Source organism: Pseudomonas sp. P8_241 (assembly GCF_034008315.1).
Taxonomy (GTDB): Bacteria; Pseudomonadota; Gammaproteobacteria; order Pseudomonadales; family Pseudomonadaceae; genus Aquipseudomonas.
Genome location: NZ_CP125377.1, coordinates 2218562 through 2234724, shown reverse-complemented (window position 1 = coordinate 2234724; position 16163 = coordinate 2218562). Strand labels below are relative to the sequence as shown.

General features: G+C 60.1%; 15 protein-coding genes and 1 pseudogene. 10 read left to right on the top strand and 6 right to left on the bottom strand.

From position 1 onward, the window contains the following. The first annotated feature begins 12 nt into the window (after positions 1 to 12). Genes QMK58_RS10245 through QMK58_RS10225 form a run of 5 tightly spaced genes read left to right on the top strand, consistent with a single transcriptional unit; the run spans position 13 to position 4505 of the window. A complete protein-coding gene (locus tag QMK58_RS10245; protein ID WP_320396218.1) occupies positions 13 to 1344 on the top strand; it encodes an aromatic ring-hydroxylating dioxygenase subunit alpha in 1332 nt (443 codons plus the stop codon). After that, a complete protein-coding gene (locus QMK58_RS10240) occupies positions 1334 to 1867 on the top strand; it encodes an aromatic-ring-hydroxylating dioxygenase subunit beta (protein ID WP_320396217.1) in 534 nt (177 codons plus the stop codon). The genes QMK58_RS10245 and QMK58_RS10240 overlap by 11 nt, the downstream gene beginning before the upstream one ends. After that, positions 1867 to 2460, top strand: coding sequence for a cysteine hydrolase (locus QMK58_RS10235; protein WP_320396216.1), 594 nt, complete (start codon positions 1867 to 1869; stop codon positions 2458 to 2460). The genes QMK58_RS10240 and QMK58_RS10235 overlap by 1 nt, the downstream gene beginning before the upstream one ends. Beyond that, positions 2457 to 3245 (top strand): SDR family oxidoreductase, encoded by a 789-nt coding sequence (locus tag QMK58_RS10230; RefSeq protein WP_053157792.1) that lies wholly within the window; start codon positions 2457 to 2459, stop codon positions 3243 to 3245. The genes QMK58_RS10235 and QMK58_RS10230 overlap by 4 nt, the downstream gene beginning before the upstream one ends. Positions 3246 to 3272: 27 nt before the next feature. After that, positions 3273 to 4505, top strand: coding sequence for a dienelactone hydrolase family protein (locus QMK58_RS10225; RefSeq protein WP_053157789.1), 1233 nt, complete (start codon positions 3273 to 3275; stop codon positions 4503 to 4505). Between the two features lie 68 nt (positions 4506 to 4573). On the opposite strand, the gene QMK58_RS10220 is transcribed toward QMK58_RS10225, so the two are convergent. From QMK58_RS10220 to QMK58_RS10210, 3 genes are all read right to left on the bottom strand, one after another. Continuing rightward, positions 4574 to 6091, bottom strand: a complete 1518-nt coding sequence (locus QMK58_RS10220) for a nucleobase:cation symporter-2 family protein (protein ID WP_053157786.1) — start codon at positions 6089 to 6091, stop codon at positions 4574 to 4576. 341 nt (positions 6092 to 6432) lie between these two features. Further along, positions 6433 to 7269 (bottom strand): arylamine N-acetyltransferase family protein, encoded by an 837-nt coding sequence (locus QMK58_RS10215; protein ID WP_053157783.1) that lies wholly within the window; start codon positions 7267 to 7269, stop codon positions 6433 to 6435. A 113-nt stretch (positions 7270 to 7382) separates the two neighbouring features. Then, on the bottom strand, positions 7383 to 8177 hold the full coding sequence (locus tag QMK58_RS10210) for an exodeoxyribonuclease III (RefSeq protein WP_320396215.1): 795 nt from the start codon (positions 8175 to 8177) through the stop codon (positions 7383 to 7385). Positions 8178 to 8363: 186 nt separating this feature from the next. On the opposite strand from QMK58_RS10210, the gene QMK58_RS10205 reads away from it, so the two are divergent. Further along, positions 8364 to 8681, top strand: a complete 318-nt coding sequence (locus QMK58_RS10205) for a hypothetical protein (protein ID WP_320396214.1) — start codon at positions 8364 to 8366, stop codon at positions 8679 to 8681. 54 nt (positions 8682 to 8735) lie between these two features. Here QMK58_RS10205 and QMK58_RS10200 read toward each other — a convergent pair whose 3' ends face one another. From QMK58_RS10200 to QMK58_RS10190, 3 genes and pseudogenes are all read right to left on the bottom strand, one after another. Then, positions 8736 to 10142 (bottom strand): DUF1254 domain-containing protein, encoded by a 1407-nt coding sequence (locus QMK58_RS10200; RefSeq protein WP_320396213.1) that lies wholly within the window; start codon positions 10140 to 10142, stop codon positions 8736 to 8738. Between the two features lie 143 nt (positions 10143 to 10285). Continuing rightward, positions 10286 to 10549 (bottom strand): annotated as a pseudogene (locus QMK58_RS10195) (diguanylate cyclase); the annotation flags it as partial. 98 nt (positions 10550 to 10647) lie between these two features. Next, positions 10648 to 12402, bottom strand: a complete 1755-nt coding sequence (locus tag QMK58_RS10190) for a L,D-transpeptidase family protein (protein WP_053157771.1) — start codon at positions 12400 to 12402, stop codon at positions 10648 to 10650. A gap of 81 nt (positions 12403 to 12483) precedes the next feature. On the opposite strand from QMK58_RS10190, the gene QMK58_RS10185 reads away from it, so the two are divergent. The 4 genes from QMK58_RS10185 to QMK58_RS10170 all read left to right on the top strand — a co-directional run bounded on the left by QMK58_RS10185 (position 12484) and on the right by QMK58_RS10170 (position 16154). Then, entirely contained in the window at positions 12484 to 13185 is a 702-nt protein-coding gene (locus tag QMK58_RS10185; protein ID WP_053157768.1) for a murein L,D-transpeptidase catalytic domain family protein, read from the top strand. A 179-nt stretch (positions 13186 to 13364) separates the two neighbouring features. Then, positions 13365 to 14180, top strand: coding sequence for an alpha/beta fold hydrolase (locus tag QMK58_RS10180; RefSeq protein ID WP_053157765.1), 816 nt, complete (start codon positions 13365 to 13367; stop codon positions 14178 to 14180). Next, positions 14170 to 15372 carry a PAS domain-containing sensor histidine kinase gene (locus tag QMK58_RS10175; RefSeq protein ID WP_053157761.1) on the top strand — a complete coding sequence of 401 codons (1203 nt, stop codon included), beginning with the start codon at positions 14170 to 14172 and terminating at the stop codon, positions 15370 to 15372. The genes QMK58_RS10180 and QMK58_RS10175 overlap by 11 nt, the downstream gene beginning before the upstream one ends. Beyond that, on the top strand, positions 15369 to 16154 hold the full coding sequence (locus tag QMK58_RS10170) for a transporter substrate-binding domain-containing protein (protein WP_320396212.1): 786 nt from the start codon (positions 15369 to 15371) through the stop codon (positions 16152 to 16154). Before QMK58_RS10175 ends, QMK58_RS10170 begins: the two co-directional genes overlap by 4 nt. The last annotated feature ends 9 nt before the right edge of the window (positions 16155 to 16163 follow it).

The window sequence follows — 16163 nt, the reverse complement described above, 5'->3', positions numbered from 1 at the left end:
CGAGGACATCCCGTGATACCGACAAACGAGCAAATCGCTGCCTTGATCCGCGAGGACAGCGTGCATAAGAGCGTCTACACCGACCCGACCCTGTTCAAGCTGGAGATGGAGCGCATCTACGGCAACGCCTGGATCTACGTCGGCCATGAAAGCCAGGTCAAGAACCCCGGCGACTATCACACCACGCGCATCGGCGATCAGGATGTGATCATGGTGCGCGGTGCCAACCAGCAGGTCAGCGTGCTGTACAACCGCTGCCCGCACAAGGGCGCAAAACTGGTGGCCGACGGTGACGGCAGTGTTGGCAAGTTCTTCCGCTGCCCGTACCACGCCTGGACATTCAAGCTTGATGGTCAGCATCTGTCGGCACCGCTCAAGAGCGGTTTCGAAGGCACCTGCTACGACCCCAAACACCCGGATTTCTCCATGGTCAGCGTGGCCCGCGTCGAGGCCTATCGCGGCTTCGTGTTTGCCAGTCAGGCAGCGTTCGGACCGGACCTTAAATCATTCCTGGGCGGCGTCATCACCTCCATCGACAACCTGTGCGAGCGCTCACCGGTCGGTGAGGTCGAGGTGGCTGGTGGCATCTTCCGCGTTCAGCAGCGCTCGAACTGGAAAGTGTTCTACGAGAACCTGCACGACACCATGCACGCCCGCGTAACTCACGAATCATCGGTAGACGCTGCGCGTGGCGAAGCCGAAGCCATCGGCGAAATGCCCTTCGAGCTGCTGATCATGGACGGCAATGGCGAGCCTTACGACTTCTGGGAAAAGCTCGAACTGCGCGCCTACCACAACGGCCACGGTTATATGGAAGCGATCTTCGACCCGGGCGCCGCCGAACGCGACGAGGTCGCTCGCGCTCACTTCGAATGCCTGAGCCAGGCCTACGGCGAACAGCGCGCCAAGGGGATCCTGGGCATGAACCGCCACAACACGGTGATCTACGGCAGCGGTTCGCCGCACACCGTGTTCATGCAGTTCCGGGTGATCCGCCCCATCGCCGTGGATCAGACCCTGGTCGAGATCCAGACCTTCCGCTGCAAGGGTGCTCCGGATGCCGTGTTCGACCGCGCGCTGACTTACGCCAACGTCATCAATTCGCCCTCCTCCAACGTGATGCCCGACGACGTCGAAGTCTATGCTCGCTGCCAGGAAGGCAACATGACTCGGGGTGGCGAGTGGATCAGCATGCACCGCTACGCCGGCACCGACACAGTGCTGGAAGACGGTGCAGTGTCCACCAACGGCACCAGCGAACTGCCTATGCGCAACCAGTTCGCCGCCTGGAAACAGTACATGACCGCCACCCTGATCGCCAAGGAGAGCACCCATGCTGCTTGACCGCCGAATCGACGTCGACACCCGCCAATTGACCCCTGCCCAGGTCCCTGCCGAGACCTTGCGCCAGATCGAACAGTTTCTTTATCAAGAGGCGCGCCTTCTGGATGAGCGGCGCTTCTGGGAGTGGGACAAGCTGTTCACCGACACCGGCATGTACTGGGTGCCACACAAGCACGAGCAAGCCAACCCGTTCGACCATATTTCGCTGTTCTGGGAAAACCGCATGCTGCGCGAGGTGCGGATCCGGCGGGTGGAAAACGCCCGCAATTGGTCCCAGCAACCACAGACCCAAACCGCGCACCTGATCGGCAACGTGATGGTCGAAGGTCTCGACGCCCAGGGCCTGCTGGTGGTCAGCGCCAGCTTTCAGTACAGCGAATGGCGCCTGGAACAACGCCAGCTCGCCGGTCGCTACACCTATAAATTGGCCGCGCAGGATGCCGGTGGCTGGCAGATCCAGCTCAAGCGCGTAGACCTCATCAACTGCAACGATGTGTTTGCCAACCTTGAGGTATTCGTCTGATGAACGCGCCGGTGGTGATCGCACTTCATTATCAGAACGATGTGTTGCACCCCGAGGGCAAGATTCGGGTCGGGCTGGGGGACGATGACAGCGTGCGTGATGCAGTGCTCGACGCTGCCGGCAGATTACTCGCAGGGGCACGGGCCAAGAGCTGGCCGATCGTCCACGTACGCGTGGCGTTCCGACCGGACTACGCCGATCTGATCCAGAACGCGCCGATCCTGCGCACGGTCGCCACCCTTGGCGCGGTCCGGGAAGGCAGTTGGGGCGCGGAGTTCCTCAGCGCTCTGGCTCCACTGAACAGCCGTCAGGAGTTCGTCGTCACCCATAACCGGATCAATGCGTTTTATGGCTCACCGCTGGAAACCGTGGTGCGCCGGTTCAATCCCTCGCACCTGTTGATCGCCGGCGTAGCAACCCACTCGGTGGTGGAAAGCACCGTGCGCCATGCGGTGGATTGCGGTTTCGAAGTGACGGTCGCAGCGGATGCCTGCGCCAGCGCGGACGGCGGCGCACACGCGGCCTCGCTGGCGAGCATGGCGCTGATCGCCCGTATCAGTCACGTCAACGAAGCTCTGGAGGACTTGTCATGATGCTCGAAGGCAAAGTGGCGATTGTGACCGGCAGTACCCAGGGGCTGGGTCTGGACATCGCTCGGCAGCTGTTGTCTGAGGGTGCTCGGGTGATGCTGGTGGGGCGCAACGCCGACAGTGGTCAGGCCTTGGCGCAATCATTGGATTGCGGGTTTTCCGCCTGCGACGTGGAGCGCGACGAAGACATCGACGCCTGTATCACGGCCACCCTCGCCCGCTTCGGCAGGCTCGACATTCTGGTCAACAACGCTTGCCTCTACGCCGATCAGGGGCTGGCTTCGGATCGCGCGCAATGGCTGAAAACACTCAACGTCAATCTCGTGTCGGCGGCGATCTTCACCCAGAAGGCCGCCGTGCACCTGCCCAGCGGCGGCGTGGTGATCAACATCGGCAGTACCGGCGGCAAGTTCGGTGCGGCCGGGCGGGCGCTCTATCCAGCTTCCAAGGCCGGCATCCTGCAACTGACGAAAAACCTGGCGATGACCCTGGCCCCGGAGCAAATCCGGGTGCTGAGCGTGTCCCCAGCCTGGACCTGGTCGCCCAGCGTCGCAGAGTTCAGCGACAACGATCCGCAACTGGCCGATCGGGTCGCAGCCCCTTTTCATCCGCTCGGGCGCATCGGCCGGGGCCATGAGGTCGGCAGCGTGGTGGCGTTTTTGTGCAGTGCCGGTGCGGGCTGGATGACCGGTGTCGACGTGCCCGTGGACGGCGGCTTTTCGATTCTCGGACCAGACCGCGGCGTGTCGCCGCGCGTGTGGTTCCAACAACACCGTGACAGCCAATAAATCTGATAACCGAATGAGGTAGATGACATGGGCAAGATGATCGAGATCCGGGCAACGGACAGCAACGCCACGTTCAGCGGCTACCTGGCCCTGCCGGCCAGCGGCAAAGGCCCCGGCGTGGTGATTGGGCAGGAGATTTTCGGGGTCAACGCGAACATGCGCGCAGTCGCCGACTTCTATGCCGAGGAAGGCTATGTGGCGCTGGTGCCCGACCTGTTCTGGCGCCTGCAACCGGGCATTGACCTGGGCTACACCGAAGCCGATTTTGCGCGGGCCATCGACCTGTTCCAGCGTCTGGATGTGGACAAGGCCGTCACTGACATCGACGCCAGTTTCAACGCCCTGCGTGCACTGCCTGAAGTTGAAGGCGCGGGTCTGGGTTATGTCGGCTTCTGCATGGGCGGCAAGCTGGCCTGGCTGACCGCCACGCGCACCAACGTGGCCTGCGCCGTCGGCTACTACGGCATGGGCATCGAACACCTGCTGCACGAATCGGAAAACCTCAAGGGCCGCCTGGTCCTGCATTTTGCCGAAAACGATGGCTACTGCGACGCCAGTGCCCGCGCCCAAATCAGCCAACACCTGGCCGGCAACGACAAGGCCGAAATCTACGTGTACCCGGGCGTCGACCACGCCTTCGCCCGGGCCGGGAGTTCACACTACGACAAACCGGCCTCGCTGATGGCCCATGAACGCAGTATCGCCGCCCTCAAGCGTGAGATCGGTCCCCACTTCAACCTGTCAGCCCTGTGGGAAGACCACATCCGCCACGAGTTCGACACCCGCGACGTACCTGCCACCATGGCAACCATGGTCGCCGAGCCCTACGTCAACCATATTCCCACCATGACCGGCGGCGTCGGCGCCAAACAACTCAGCCGCTTCTACCAACACCATTTTGTCCACGGCAACCCGCCGGACATGAAGCTCATCCCGATCTCCCGCACCATCGGCGCCCTTCAGATCGTCGACGAATTCATCATGTGCTTTACACACAGCACCGAAATCGACTGGATGCTGCCCAACGTGGCACCGACCGGAAAATACGTCGAGATTCCGATGCTGGGCGTGATCAAGTTCCGCGGGGACAAGCTGTACCACGAGCATATCTACTGGGATCAGGCCAGCGTGTTGGTGCAAATTGGCTTGTTGAACCCTGAAGGACTGCCGGTGGCGGGGGTGGAAACGGCGAGAAAGCTGCTGGATGAACAACTGCCATCCAATACGCTGATGGGGCGCTGGGCGCAAAGCGAGCAATAGAGACCACATGAATGCAAAAGGCCGATCTGTCACTCGACAGATCGGCCTTTTTTCATGCGTTTGAAACGTCAGACATGTTCACTGTTTTTCGCATGCACCGCGCGCGGCTCGCCATGCCCGTGGTCTACCTCAACCACTGGAATCTCCTTGCCATCGCAGTCATGCAGTTTTCCGTCGCTGAAGTAGTCCCCTTCGCGCAACGCCGCCAGATCCTGATAGCGCAATACCCGCTCGGTACCCGCCGCAAACACCGACTGCCCCTCGGAGTTACCCGCCGTGAGGTGGTTGAAGGTCAGGTTTAGAACGATCGCCATGATCGCCGAGGAACTGATACCGGAATGGAAAATCGTGGCGAACCAGCTCGGGAAGTGATCATAGAAGTTCGGTGCCGCGATCGGGATCATGCCGAAGCCGATCGAAGTAGCGACGATGATCAGGTTGACGTTGTTGCGGTAGTCGACCTTGGACAGCGTACGGATGCCACTGGCCGCCACCGTGCCGAACAACACAATGCCGGCACCACCCAGCACCGAAGTCGGCACCGCTGCGATGACCCGCCCCATGAAGGGCAGCAGGCCCAGGAGCACAAGGAACAGACCGCCGGTGGCAACCACGTAGCGACTCTTGATCCCGGTGACCGCCACCAGCCCGACGTTCTGGGCAAAGGCGCTTTGGGTGAAGGAGCCGAAGATCGGCGCAATCATGCTGGACAGCATGTCGGCACGCAGACCGTTGCCCAGGCGCTTGGAGTCAACCTTGGTGTCGATGATTTCACCGACCGCCAGGATATCCGCCGAGGTTTCCACCAGCGTCACCATGACCACGATGCACATCGACAGGATGGCCGCGAAGTGGAACGTCGGCATGCCGAAATGGAACGGGGTCGGGAAGCCGAACATCGGACCTTCGCTGACGGATGAGAAATCGGCCATGCCCAGGAACACCGCGACGACCGTGCCGATGACCATTGCGAGCAGGATCGAGAGACGTGAGATGGTCGCGCTGCCGATCTTGCTCAGCAAGAGCACCAACACCAGCGTCATTGCGGCCAGGCCGATATTGGCCATGCTGCCGAACTCTGGGGAATGGCTGTTGCCGCCCATGGCCCAGCGTGCGGCCACCGGCATCAACGTCAGGCCAATGGTGGTGATCACGATGCCCGTGACCAGCGGTGGAAAGAACTTGGTGATTCGCGAGAACACCGGTGTGATCAGCAAACCAATCAATGACGCGGCTATCACTGCCCCGAGAATCGACTGGAAACCACCCTCCCCGCCACTGCTGACAATCGCCACCATGGTGGCGACACCCGAGAAAGACACGCCCTGCACCAGCGGCAACTGACAACCAAAAAACGGTAGACCGAGGGTTTGCAGCAGCGTGGCCAGCCCCCCCGCAAACAATGAAGCAGCAATCAACAAACCGATGTCCGCCGGCGACAGCCCGGCAGCCTGACCAATGATCAAAGGCACCGCGACGATGCCACCGTACATGGTCAGAACATGTTGCAGGCCGTAAGCCATATTCGCGCCGATCCCTAGGTTTTCGTCCTCGGGCCGTTGGTGTGAAACATGGGGCGTTTTCATGTTAGGGGGTTCCCTGGTTTTTGTTATGCGCACACTGTATGCAAGACACAGGACAAATGTCTATAGAGTTGTATACAACTTACCGGTCACAAAATGGATACCTGTCCATTTCTCCTGACCATCCTCCAGCGAAGCACCGCCTAAAACCTTGAAATACATCCCCAAACGCTCGGCGCGCTCGGCTTACCAGTCTTTGGACTCCTGGCGACGAGCTGAAAAGCCTCCAGCAAAAACTGTCGCAAGCGCTACGAGAAACTCAACCCATGATGGAGCCAAAACGCTCGGCCTTGAAACGAAAACGGGCCGATCAACCAGACCAGCCCGATTTTTAGCTCATGGGGCTAAGCCTGTTTCGGCGCCGCGATCAATCGTTCAAGCGTTTGCCGCAACTGCCCATGCTCCGGCACACGAATGGCGAACTCGGCCTGCAGCAGCTCAATCAACTCCTGCACATCACTCAGCTGCCGTCGCTCGCTGTCCTCGCCGACCCGGTGAATGGCAAAGCTGCCGTTGTTGAGTGTGCGTCGCCAACCCTCCCCGGTGCGCGCCACCATCAGTTGCCGGGCGAATGAAGATTCGGGGTGGGTCGAGACGTACCAGTTGCCGACAGTGAAATCGATGTCTTCCTGGCGTTGCAGATCGAATATGTACATCGGGCGCCATTCGCCAGCGACATTGGCGCGCAGGGTGTAGCCGTCGACATGCTGATCGATGCGATAGGGTTCGTGAGGCGTGAACTGCCCGATTCGAGAGTCCAGCAGCAGTGGCGCGGTCGGCACCATGCCGCCGAAGCCGACGTCAGAGATGTATCGCACGTCATCGATAATGACCAGGCTCAAGCGATGAGTCCGCGCCGTCCACGCACCCTCCGGCTGCCCCATCACTACCCGGCCGCTGATGGCCCGCGCGTCGTAGCCCAGTTCCTGGAGCAAGGCCAGGAACAGATTATTGAGTTCGTAGCAGTAGCCGCCCCGACCCTCGTGCAGGACTTTCTGCTCGATCGACGGCAGGTCGATGAGTACTGGCTCGCCGGACAACGTAGTGAGGTTTTCAAACGGGAACGCGCCGGTGTGGCGCAGCTGTAGCAGTCGCAAGTTTTCCAGGGTCGGTGCCGGGGGCGCATCGAAGCCCAGGCGTTGCAGGTATAGCCCAAGGTGGGTCAAATGTGGTTCGCTCATCGTTCAATCCTTATGCACGCAAGCGACGGATCGCTCCGTCATTGGCCGCTATGTATAAGGGATGAAGCGGTGTCACCGACAATTGATTTAGCCAATCACCCCGCACGGAAAAATCAACGCCGCTTACGCGAATTCAACTGGATCCAGGTCGGCGCATGGTCACTGGCGTGAGGTTCGTTGCGTACCCACGCATCAACACCGGCCTCCTGCAGATAAGGACTCAAGGCAGGATTGAGCAGCAGGTGATCAATACGCAAACCGGAATTTTTCTGCCAGTGCTGACGAAAATAATCCCAGAACGTGTAGAGCCGATCGTTTGGATACAAGTGGCGTAACGAGTCGGTCCAGCCCTGGTCCAGCAGACGCTGATAGCACTCGCGACTCTGCGGTTGCAGCAATGCGTCCTTGAGCCAGGAGCGCGGATTGTAGATGTCCAGATCGGTGGGTACGACGTTGTAGTCGCCGGCCAACACAACCGGGTGCTCGCTCCCCTGGAGAGACTCGGCATAGCGGATCAAGCGCTCGAACCAGGCCAGCTTGTAATCGAACTTCGGCCCCGGCTGCGGATTGCCATTGGGCAAATACAGGCAGCCCACTAACACGCCGTGAACCGCCGCTTCCAGATAACGGCTGTGACTGTCGCTCTCGTCGCCCGGCAGTCCACGCCGGCTTTCCAGCGGTTGCACCTCGCGCGCCAGAATCGCCACCCCGTTCCACGACGCTTGACCGTGCCAGATCGCGCCATAACCGGCCGCTTCCAGTTCAGCGACCGGGAAGGCACTGTCGACCGATTTCAGCTCCTGCAAGCAGGCAATGTCGGGTTTCTCGCGCTCGAGCCACGCCAACAGGTTTGGCAGCCGGGCGCGTATGCCGTTGACGTTGAATGTCGCGATTCGCAACTTCTTCATGAGCGGACTCTCCTGAGCACGAGATGCCCAATGTCTGACACTAGCCCCTTTCGGTGGTTGCGTTTGGTGTCTCGTCCGGTTCGCGTGCAGGCTTTACGCAGAAGACACCACTCGTCATCCGGCGGGCACCAACCACCCCGCCCTTCAGACCAACATCAGGTAACGACTCATTCCGGGAGACGGACCATGATGAACATCAGAGTGACTTCCCTGATTCTGGCCGGTTTGTTGTCTGCCGCGTCCGTGACGACCTTTGCGGCGTCCGGCGATGGCGCTGACGCGACCGGCGCGCAATCAGGCTCGATCAAAGGCTCGGCCATGCCGCCGGATAACACCCCCGCATCCCCTTCCGGTGGCAGCGGAGCAGACGGCGGTGCGACCGGCTCATCCAGCGGCAGTTCCGGCAGTAACACTGGCTCCAGCGGGTCCGGTTCTGGCGCCGGTGGCGGGACTGGCGGAGCAGGTGGAGGGACGGGTGGAGCGGGTGGCGGGACAGGTAGCTGAACGCGTGAAGGCAACCGATGAAGGATGAACATCGGCTGCCTTCTTACCCACGTTTCACAATTGCTTGACCGGTGCAGGGTCCCATTTTCCATTCAACGCTTCAGGCTTCGGACCGTACAAGCGCATGGTCAGATTGAACGGCCCTTTGGGCGCGGGCAACCAGTTGGCCTCAAGATCCTTGCCGGGGCTTTCGTTCTGGAAATAGATATCCAGCGAACCATCGGCGTTGGTCTTGAACGGCATCCAACTGCTGAGCGCAAAACGGTCGAGCGAGTTGGCGACCTGAAACCCTTCAGGGTCATACAAGGTGATTGACCAGAAGGCATTCACCGGCGGCGTCTCGCCTTTGTTGAAATGCAGTATGTATTTGTTCGCACCGTTGAGTGGCTTGCCGTTGCTGTCCCCGATATTCAACGGATAAATCGCATCCTCGGGAAGATTGGCACCTAGCCCGACCTGCGCCACGATGGCGCGTTTGAGGTAGTAGTTTCCGTAAACGCCCATGGTGTCGGTGTTCATCGACCAGCCATTGACGACGCGGGCCAGGGTCGGGACTTTCCAGGTCATCAGTGCCTGCGCATCCTGGGGCACGGTCTGCAACGCCGCTTTGATTTGTGGGTCCAGGGCCTGCATGTCGAACGGTTTTCCCGCCTCGATGCCGATACGCTTGATCTGCGCGAGCATCGGTTGATCGGTACTGTGGGGAGGGTTCACTTTCAGCAGTTCGGCCGCATAGGCGAAGTAGTTGGCCGCTGACATCGTATCGACCTGTATCTTCGGCGGCGTTTTCATGTCCACTGCCGGGTCGACTTTCACACTGACCGCTTCAGGCTCCTTACCCACTCGGGATAACGGCGTCACGGTGTAGCCGGCCTGGATCTTGTGCACTGCCGCGTAATCGGCCGCGCCGTCCGTCTTGGTGCGACCGATGACCCAGACAAACGGCGTCGGCGCCGGCAAATGATCCATTGCGTCGGGCACCTTGCCGGTCCAGCCCGGCGGCGTCACCAGAAACTGCCCCATTTCGGTTCCGGTGGTGCGCCAGCCGGGCGAAGCGAACACATCACTCCACATGTCGAGCATTGGCAGCAGATAGAAACGTCCATCCGTGTCCGGCGCCGCGATCACCAACGGTTCCTTGGTCAAGTCGAGCCAGGCGATCGAATACAGGGTGTCGAAATTGGAGCGCACCACACCCTTGAAATCCGCAGGTGGATACTGCGGCACGCTCACAAACATGTTCATCGGACCTTTGCCGAACTCCTTGCCCGGCTCGATATTGGTGAATTGTTTGCGGGTGATGTCCATGGTCAACAACGGATAGAAATACACGTAGGCATCCACGCCGATGGCATGAGCTTCTTCAGCTGTGAGTTTCGATTGAGCGTGGCTGGCGAGCGGAAAAACAGCGAAAACGGCGACGGTTAGAGCAACGGCTGTCAATGTTTGGGGGATCAACATGTTGGCGATCGTCCGTGCGTTGGGGAGTGCAGCCTGGGTCGGCGGCGCTAACGGAACTCTAGACGATCAATTCACGAGAAAATGACAGACGGACGACTGGCGCTTCAGGTGTAAAGACAATGAAACAGCGCGAAAAATGCGCCTTAACGATCCGAGCGCATCAGCGCCTCGGCAGCGACATCCATGGACAATGTGGCCGTTCGGTTTCGCCCCGAATGCTTGGCTTGATACAGCGCCGCATCCGCTCGCTGGATGAACACGTCCATGTTGTCTCGGCCCGTCGGCACAAACGAATAGCAGCCGAGGCTGACCGTCACGCAGCCATTGGGCGAGCCGGTGTGGCTGATATGCTTGTCGATAACACTGCGGCGGATCTGTTCGGCGATGGTCAGGGCACCCTGAATGTCGGCGCTTGTTGCGCCATTGCCCGCGTCAGGTTCGACGATGCCTCTTGCGCCTGAGATAAATGACGACCACTTGCCGGGTGGCCGCACCCAGGTTTGTGCTATGGCTTGTTTTCTCCCGTCACCACCAGCGGAGTCTGCGCGTTGCGCAGATCCAGCGCCGGCAATCTGGTCGGCACATTCAGCCCCTTCAGGACCCGGGCGTCGTAATCGTAGATATCCGGCTTGAAGGTCACCCGCCCCTCGTTGCTCAGGTCTACGGTCCAGTAAGCCAGCAGTACCGGCACTTTTACCGGTAGCCGGATGTTCTCGGTTCTGCCATTGGCCAATTGCTTCTCAATACCTGCGCGGTTCCAGCGTACCGGGTCGTTGAACAACAACTCGACCAGTTGCAACGGATTTTCCACCCGGATACAGCCCGAACTGGTGGCCCGAACGGTTTTGGCAAACAATTCGCGATGGGGGGTGTCATGCAGATAAATCGCATAGTCGTTGGGGAAGCGAATCACCACCTGACCCAGCGAGCTGTCAGGCCCGGCGTCCTGGCGCAGGCTGATGCCCCGCGGATTGCTCCAGTCGACGCTCGACGGACTGAGCACATTGCCTTGGCGATCCAGCACACGAATGCGGTTGGCAGCCAGATAGCCCGGGTCGTTTTGAATCTTCGGAATCACATCCTGCTTGAGGATCGTCGGGGGTACGGTCCAGGTCGGGTTGAACGTGATGTAGGTGATCTCGGCCTGGAACACCGGCGTGCTGCGTACCGGTTTACCAACCTGCACCCGCGAGCGCCAGATCGGCAGCCCATCGCGATACATCGCCACCTTGTACCCGGCGATATCGACAATGACGAACGTGCCCTGAAGCTTGTACAACAGCCAGCGCGCACGCTCCATATTGACTCGCACCTGATCGATCCGCGCCTCGACGGGGACGTTCAACGCCGCCAGCGTCGCCGCCCCCGCCACACCATCAGCGCCCAGGTATTGCTCGGTCTGGTACTGTTTCACCGCTGCGATGACTTTGTCGTCGTAGAGGGCTTTTTTCGACGCGCCAGGCGCCAGATATCCACCCGCCACCAGGCGCGCACGCAGTTGCCCGACCGCCACCCCGTCCATACCGGGCTTGAGCGATTGGCCCTCAGTGACTTTTGGCCAGCCACCGGCACTGCGAACCTGACGCAACTTCGCCAGCCCTTCACGCAGGTCGCGGTAGATGATCTCTTGCGGAGGCGCCTGGGCGAATGCACGTGCCACGTCATGGGCATCGAGGGCGGCGAACAGATTGTTCATGTCCTCGCGGGGATCGACACCGGCCGGGTCAAAGTTCCAGTGAATGTCCAGCCGCGACGGATCAACTTTACCCCTGCGCAACTGAAGCAACGCGGTAATGAAACTGCGGGTCGCCGCCAGGTCGAACATTGCCCGCTGGGTCGTCGAAGGCATCGCCGCCACCAGCGCCTCATGGGCCTGCGCCAACTCCGTGATGCTGAAATCCGCCGGATTCAGACCATCGATCTGGGTGTCGTTGAGGCTTTTGAGCAACTGCGTCACATCGCGGTCGTCCGTCCACGCCGCGCGATAGTGGCGATGCATGTAAAAGTCCATGACCACCCGATCGACATCCACACGCTGATGGCGTCGGGCCGTGAGCACTGGTGGAAACGCCGAGCGCAGCGGTTCCAGCGTTGCCTGGATCGCTTGGCCGATTGCATCATCCGGCGCTGCGGCATCAATTTCGTTGCTTGCCGGAGATACCGGCTCAATCGGCGAAGTTTGCGCGATCGCTGCACCGCTGATCAGAAAGCCCATAAAAAACATGCGGCTTATGACGAATAACCTTGTTAATTGCACCATGGATAATCCTTAATCTCCCGTTTCAAACGGCTTGCTTCCTGCTCGCTGCTAGACTCGAAATTATCACGATGAGACCCGAATATGGCGCTAATCCGCTCTGGCCTTTTATTTGCCATTTTACTGACGAGCCTTTCAGTAACGTCAGCCTACGCCGATTCGCTTGAAAACGCGCTGGTCAAAGCCGCACCAGACGCCAATGCCAAAGTCATTGCCCTCGCCGTCCGTGCCTCCCAATGCAGTCGTGCCCAAGGCAAGCCTGCGGCCCAACGACTGGCAGTGATCGACTACTCCCTGCCTTCGACCGAACAACGCCTGTGGGTGTTCGATCTTAAACGACGCAAGTTGCTGTTTCACGAACTGGTCGCCCATGGTCGCAACAGTGGCGAAAACATGGCCACCCTGTTCTCCAACCAGAACGAAAGCCACGCCACCAGCCTCGGATTGTTCCGCACGCAGCAGAGTTATCGCGGCCAGAACGGTTATTCGCTGCGCATGGAAGGCCTGGAGCCCGGCTTCAACGATAACGCTTTTGACCGGGCCATCGTCATTCACGGCGCCCCTTATGTCAGCCCCGTGCTGGCCCGCGCCAATGGGCGGATCGGCAGAAGCCTGGGTTGCCCGGCGGTGAGACCGGCGATTGCACACCAGCTGATCGACTCGATGAAAGACGGCCAGTTGTTGTTCTCCTATTACCCGGACCAACGCTGGTTGAAATCGTCTTCGTACATCAATTGCGGCGGCGACACCGTTGCGTCATCGGACAAGACCACCTCTCGCCAATAATCAGCCATCCACCTGGCAAAACCGAGCCCGCCAATGGCCGCACAGGGGGCATCGGTTTCCGCCGTCAGCCTGTTGAACGTGTCGTCGAGGCTGACGGTCGGTACAACGCGTGACCGCATGAGCCTGACTATCTACACTCCCGGAGGCATCAATACTCACTCGCCATCGGGAACCTCTGCATGGACCTTCAACATCGCAACAACATCAACGTGATGGGCGACGGTCCGGCGACACTGATTTTTTCCCACGGTTTTGGTTGTGACCAGACCATGTGGGGCTATCTGCTCCCGCACTTCATCGCACGCTTCAAGATCGTACTGTATGACCTGGTCGGTGCCGGCCAGTCAGATCTGGGCGCCTACGACAGGCAAAAATACAGCTCACTGTCCGGCTATGCCCGAGACCTGGGAGAGATCATCGATCAGTTCGCCAGTGGCCCGGCGATCGTGGTTGGCCACTCCGTCAGTGCCATGATCGGTGCCTTGGCCGATCGCCAGTCGCCGGGTCGAATCGCTGCCCACGTGATGATCGGCCCTTCACCTTGCTACATCGATCGCGACGACTACGTCGGCGGATTCAAGCTCGAGGACATCCACTCATTGCTCGATACCCTCGACAGCAACTACCTCGGCTGGTCCAGCAACATGGCCCCGGTCATCATGGGGGCACCAGGGCAGCCGGCCCTGGGTGAAGCGCTCACCAACAGCTTCTGTCGCACCGAACCCGAGATCGCCAGACAATTTGCCCGAGTGACGTTCATGTCCGACAATCGCCAGGACGTCGCCGGGCTGCCCACGCCAACACTGATTGTGCAATCGAGCGACGACATCATTGCCCCGGTGGCCGTGGGTGAATACCTGCATGACGTCTTGCCCGACAGCACGCTGTGCCTGGTCAGCAATGTCGGACATTGCCCACACATGAGCGCCCCGCAAGCCTGCGCCGAGGCCATGAACGATTTCCTGTCGCCTTGGGAAAACGCCCATGTCGACTGACCAACCACCCTTACCCGATTCGCACACCCTGTTCGAAAACGCGCCATGCGCCTTGGTGGTGACGAAAGAGGACGGCACGATCCTGCGGGTCAACCTGACCTTCAGCCACTGGCTCGGTTACAGCCAGAACGAGCTCTGCGGCCGACGCTTCCAGGACTTGCTAACCATGGGCGGGCGTATTTTTCATCAGACCCATTGGGCGCCGCTGATGCAAATGCAGGGCTCGGTCGCCGAGGTGAAGCTCGACCTGATCCATCACGACCGCCATGCCCTGACCATGCTGCTTAACGGCGTACGGCGCGAGCACGCCAACGGCGCGTTTTATGAACTGGCGCTATTCGGCACCACCGACCGTGACAAGTACGAACGCGAGCTACTCAACGCCCGCAAACTCGCCGAAGCGCTGCTGCACGAAAAAACCGTCGCCGAAAACGCACTCCAGCACGCGCAGGCCGAACTCAACCTGGCCTACGAAAAAGCCCAGCGCCGCGCCTTGTTCGCTGAGCAAATGGTCGCCATTGTCAGCCATGACCTGAAAAACCCGCTGACCGCCATCAAGATGGCCTCGGACATCCTCGCCCGAGGCCAGCGCACAGCCAAGGAAACCCAACTGCTCGGCCACATCAGCCAATCGTCCGAGCGCGCCCAACGCATGATCGCCGACCTGCTCGACTTCGCGCTCGCCCGCGTCGGTCAGGGCCTGGGCATCTCGCCATCGCCCATCGACCTGCACACTGTTACTGACCAAAGCACTGACGAACTGCGCGTCGCATTTCCAAAGGCCAGCCTGATCCACAACACCTTGGGCAATGGCAGCGCCCATCTGGATGCCGACCGTGTTCAGCAAATCATTGGCAACCTCGTCGCCAACAGTGTGGCCTATGGCGACCTGAAACAGCCCATCACAATCATCTCGCGAATTGACGATGACGTGGCGTCGGTGTCCGTGCACAACGCAGGGCCAGCGATCACGCAATCGTTGATCGACGTGCTCTTCGAGCCCATGACCCGCGGCACCGAGAGTGACAGCGAACTGCGCAGCGTAGGGCTGGGATTGTTTATCGTCAGGGAAATCGCCCAGGCCCATGGCGGCGATGTTTCGGTCAGTTCCAGTGCAGAAAACGGCACGGTGTTCAGCGTTTGTTTTCCCCGTGACCCAAAAAATTCCATCACAGAAGCCCGAGACCCATGAACCACATAAAAAGCACCTTGATGCTCGGCGGCCTGCTCGCTTTTTCCTGCGGCGTTCAGGCAGCACCCTCGCATCTGGACAGCGTCATGCAACAAGGCCAACTGCGCGTTTGCACCACCGGCGACTACAAGCCCTACACCGCCAAAGCGGAGAACGGCGAGTACTCCGGTATCGATATCGCCATGGCCCGCACACTGGCCGACAGCCTCGGCGTCAAGGTCGAGTGGGTCCCGACCACCTGGAAAAACCTGATGCCCGACATGCTCGCCGGCAAATGTGACATCGCCATGGGCGGGATCTCGGTCACCCTGGAACGGCAGAAGAAAGCCTTCTTCAGTACCCCGCTCGACGTCGACGGCAAAATTCCCCTGGTGCGCTGCGAAGACCAGTCGAAGTATCAAACCATCGAACAGATCAACCAATCGTCGGTACGCCTGGTCGAACCCGCTGGCGGCACCAACGAAGCGTTTGTCCACGCCTTCCTGCCCAAGGCGCAGCTGCAGCTGCACGACAACGTGACGATCTTCCAGGAGCTGCTGGACAAGAAAGCCGACGTGATGATCACCGATGCCTCGGAAGCCCTGTACCAGCAGAAACAAAAACCTGGACTCTGTGCGGTCAACCCGACGCAGTACATGCAATACGGCGAGAAGGCCTACCTGCTACCCCGCGATGACATGAACTGGAAGCTGTATGTGGACCAGTGGCTGCACCTGGCCAAGGTGACGGGCAACTACCAGAAAGTTCTGGGTCAGTGGGTGGCAGTGCCTGAGGCGAAGTAACAGAACTTT

Excerpts from the sequence above, each read along its gene's own strand:
- QMK58_RS10240 (WP_320396217.1), top strand. The coding sequence starts at position 1,334 with ATGCTGCTTGACCGCCGAATCGACGTCGACACCCGCCAATTGACCCCT.
- QMK58_RS10235 (WP_320396216.1), top strand. The coding sequence starts at position 1,867 with ATGAACGCGCCGGTGGTGATCGCACTTCATTATCAGAACGATGTGTTG.
- QMK58_RS10230 (WP_053157792.1), top strand. The coding sequence starts at position 2,457 with ATGATGCTCGAAGGCAAAGTGGCGATTGTGACCGGCAGTACCCAGGGG.
- QMK58_RS10225 (WP_053157789.1), top strand. The coding sequence starts at position 3,273 with ATGGGCAAGATGATCGAGATCCGGGCAACGGACAGCAACGCCACGTTC.
- QMK58_RS10220 (WP_053157786.1), bottom strand. The coding sequence starts at position 6,091 with ATGAAAACGCCCCATGTTTCACACCAACGGCCCGAGGACGAAAACCTA.
- QMK58_RS10215 (WP_053157783.1), bottom strand. The coding sequence starts at position 7,269 with ATGAGCGAACCACATTTGACCCACCTTGGGCTATACCTGCAACGCCTG.
- QMK58_RS10210 (WP_320396215.1), bottom strand. The coding sequence starts at position 8,177 with ATGAAGAAGTTGCGAATCGCGACATTCAACGTCAACGGCATACGCGCC.
- QMK58_RS10205 (WP_320396214.1), top strand. The coding sequence starts at position 8,364 with ATGATGAACATCAGAGTGACTTCCCTGATTCTGGCCGGTTTGTTGTCT.
- QMK58_RS10200 (WP_320396213.1), bottom strand. The coding sequence starts at position 10,142 with ATGTTGATCCCCCAAACATTGACAGCCGTTGCTCTAACCGTCGCCGTT.
- QMK58_RS10190 (WP_053157771.1), bottom strand. The coding sequence starts at position 12,402 with ATGGTGCAATTAACAAGGTTATTCGTCATAAGCCGCATGTTTTTTATG.
- QMK58_RS10185 (WP_053157768.1), top strand. The coding sequence starts at position 12,484 with ATGGCGCTAATCCGCTCTGGCCTTTTATTTGCCATTTTACTGACGAGC.
- QMK58_RS10180 (WP_053157765.1), top strand. The coding sequence starts at position 13,365 with ATGGACCTTCAACATCGCAACAACATCAACGTGATGGGCGACGGTCCG.
- QMK58_RS10175 (WP_053157761.1), top strand. The coding sequence starts at position 14,170 with ATGTCGACTGACCAACCACCCTTACCCGATTCGCACACCCTGTTCGAA.
- QMK58_RS10170 (WP_320396212.1), top strand. The coding sequence starts at position 15,369 with ATGAACCACATAAAAAGCACCTTGATGCTCGGCGGCCTGCTCGCTTTT.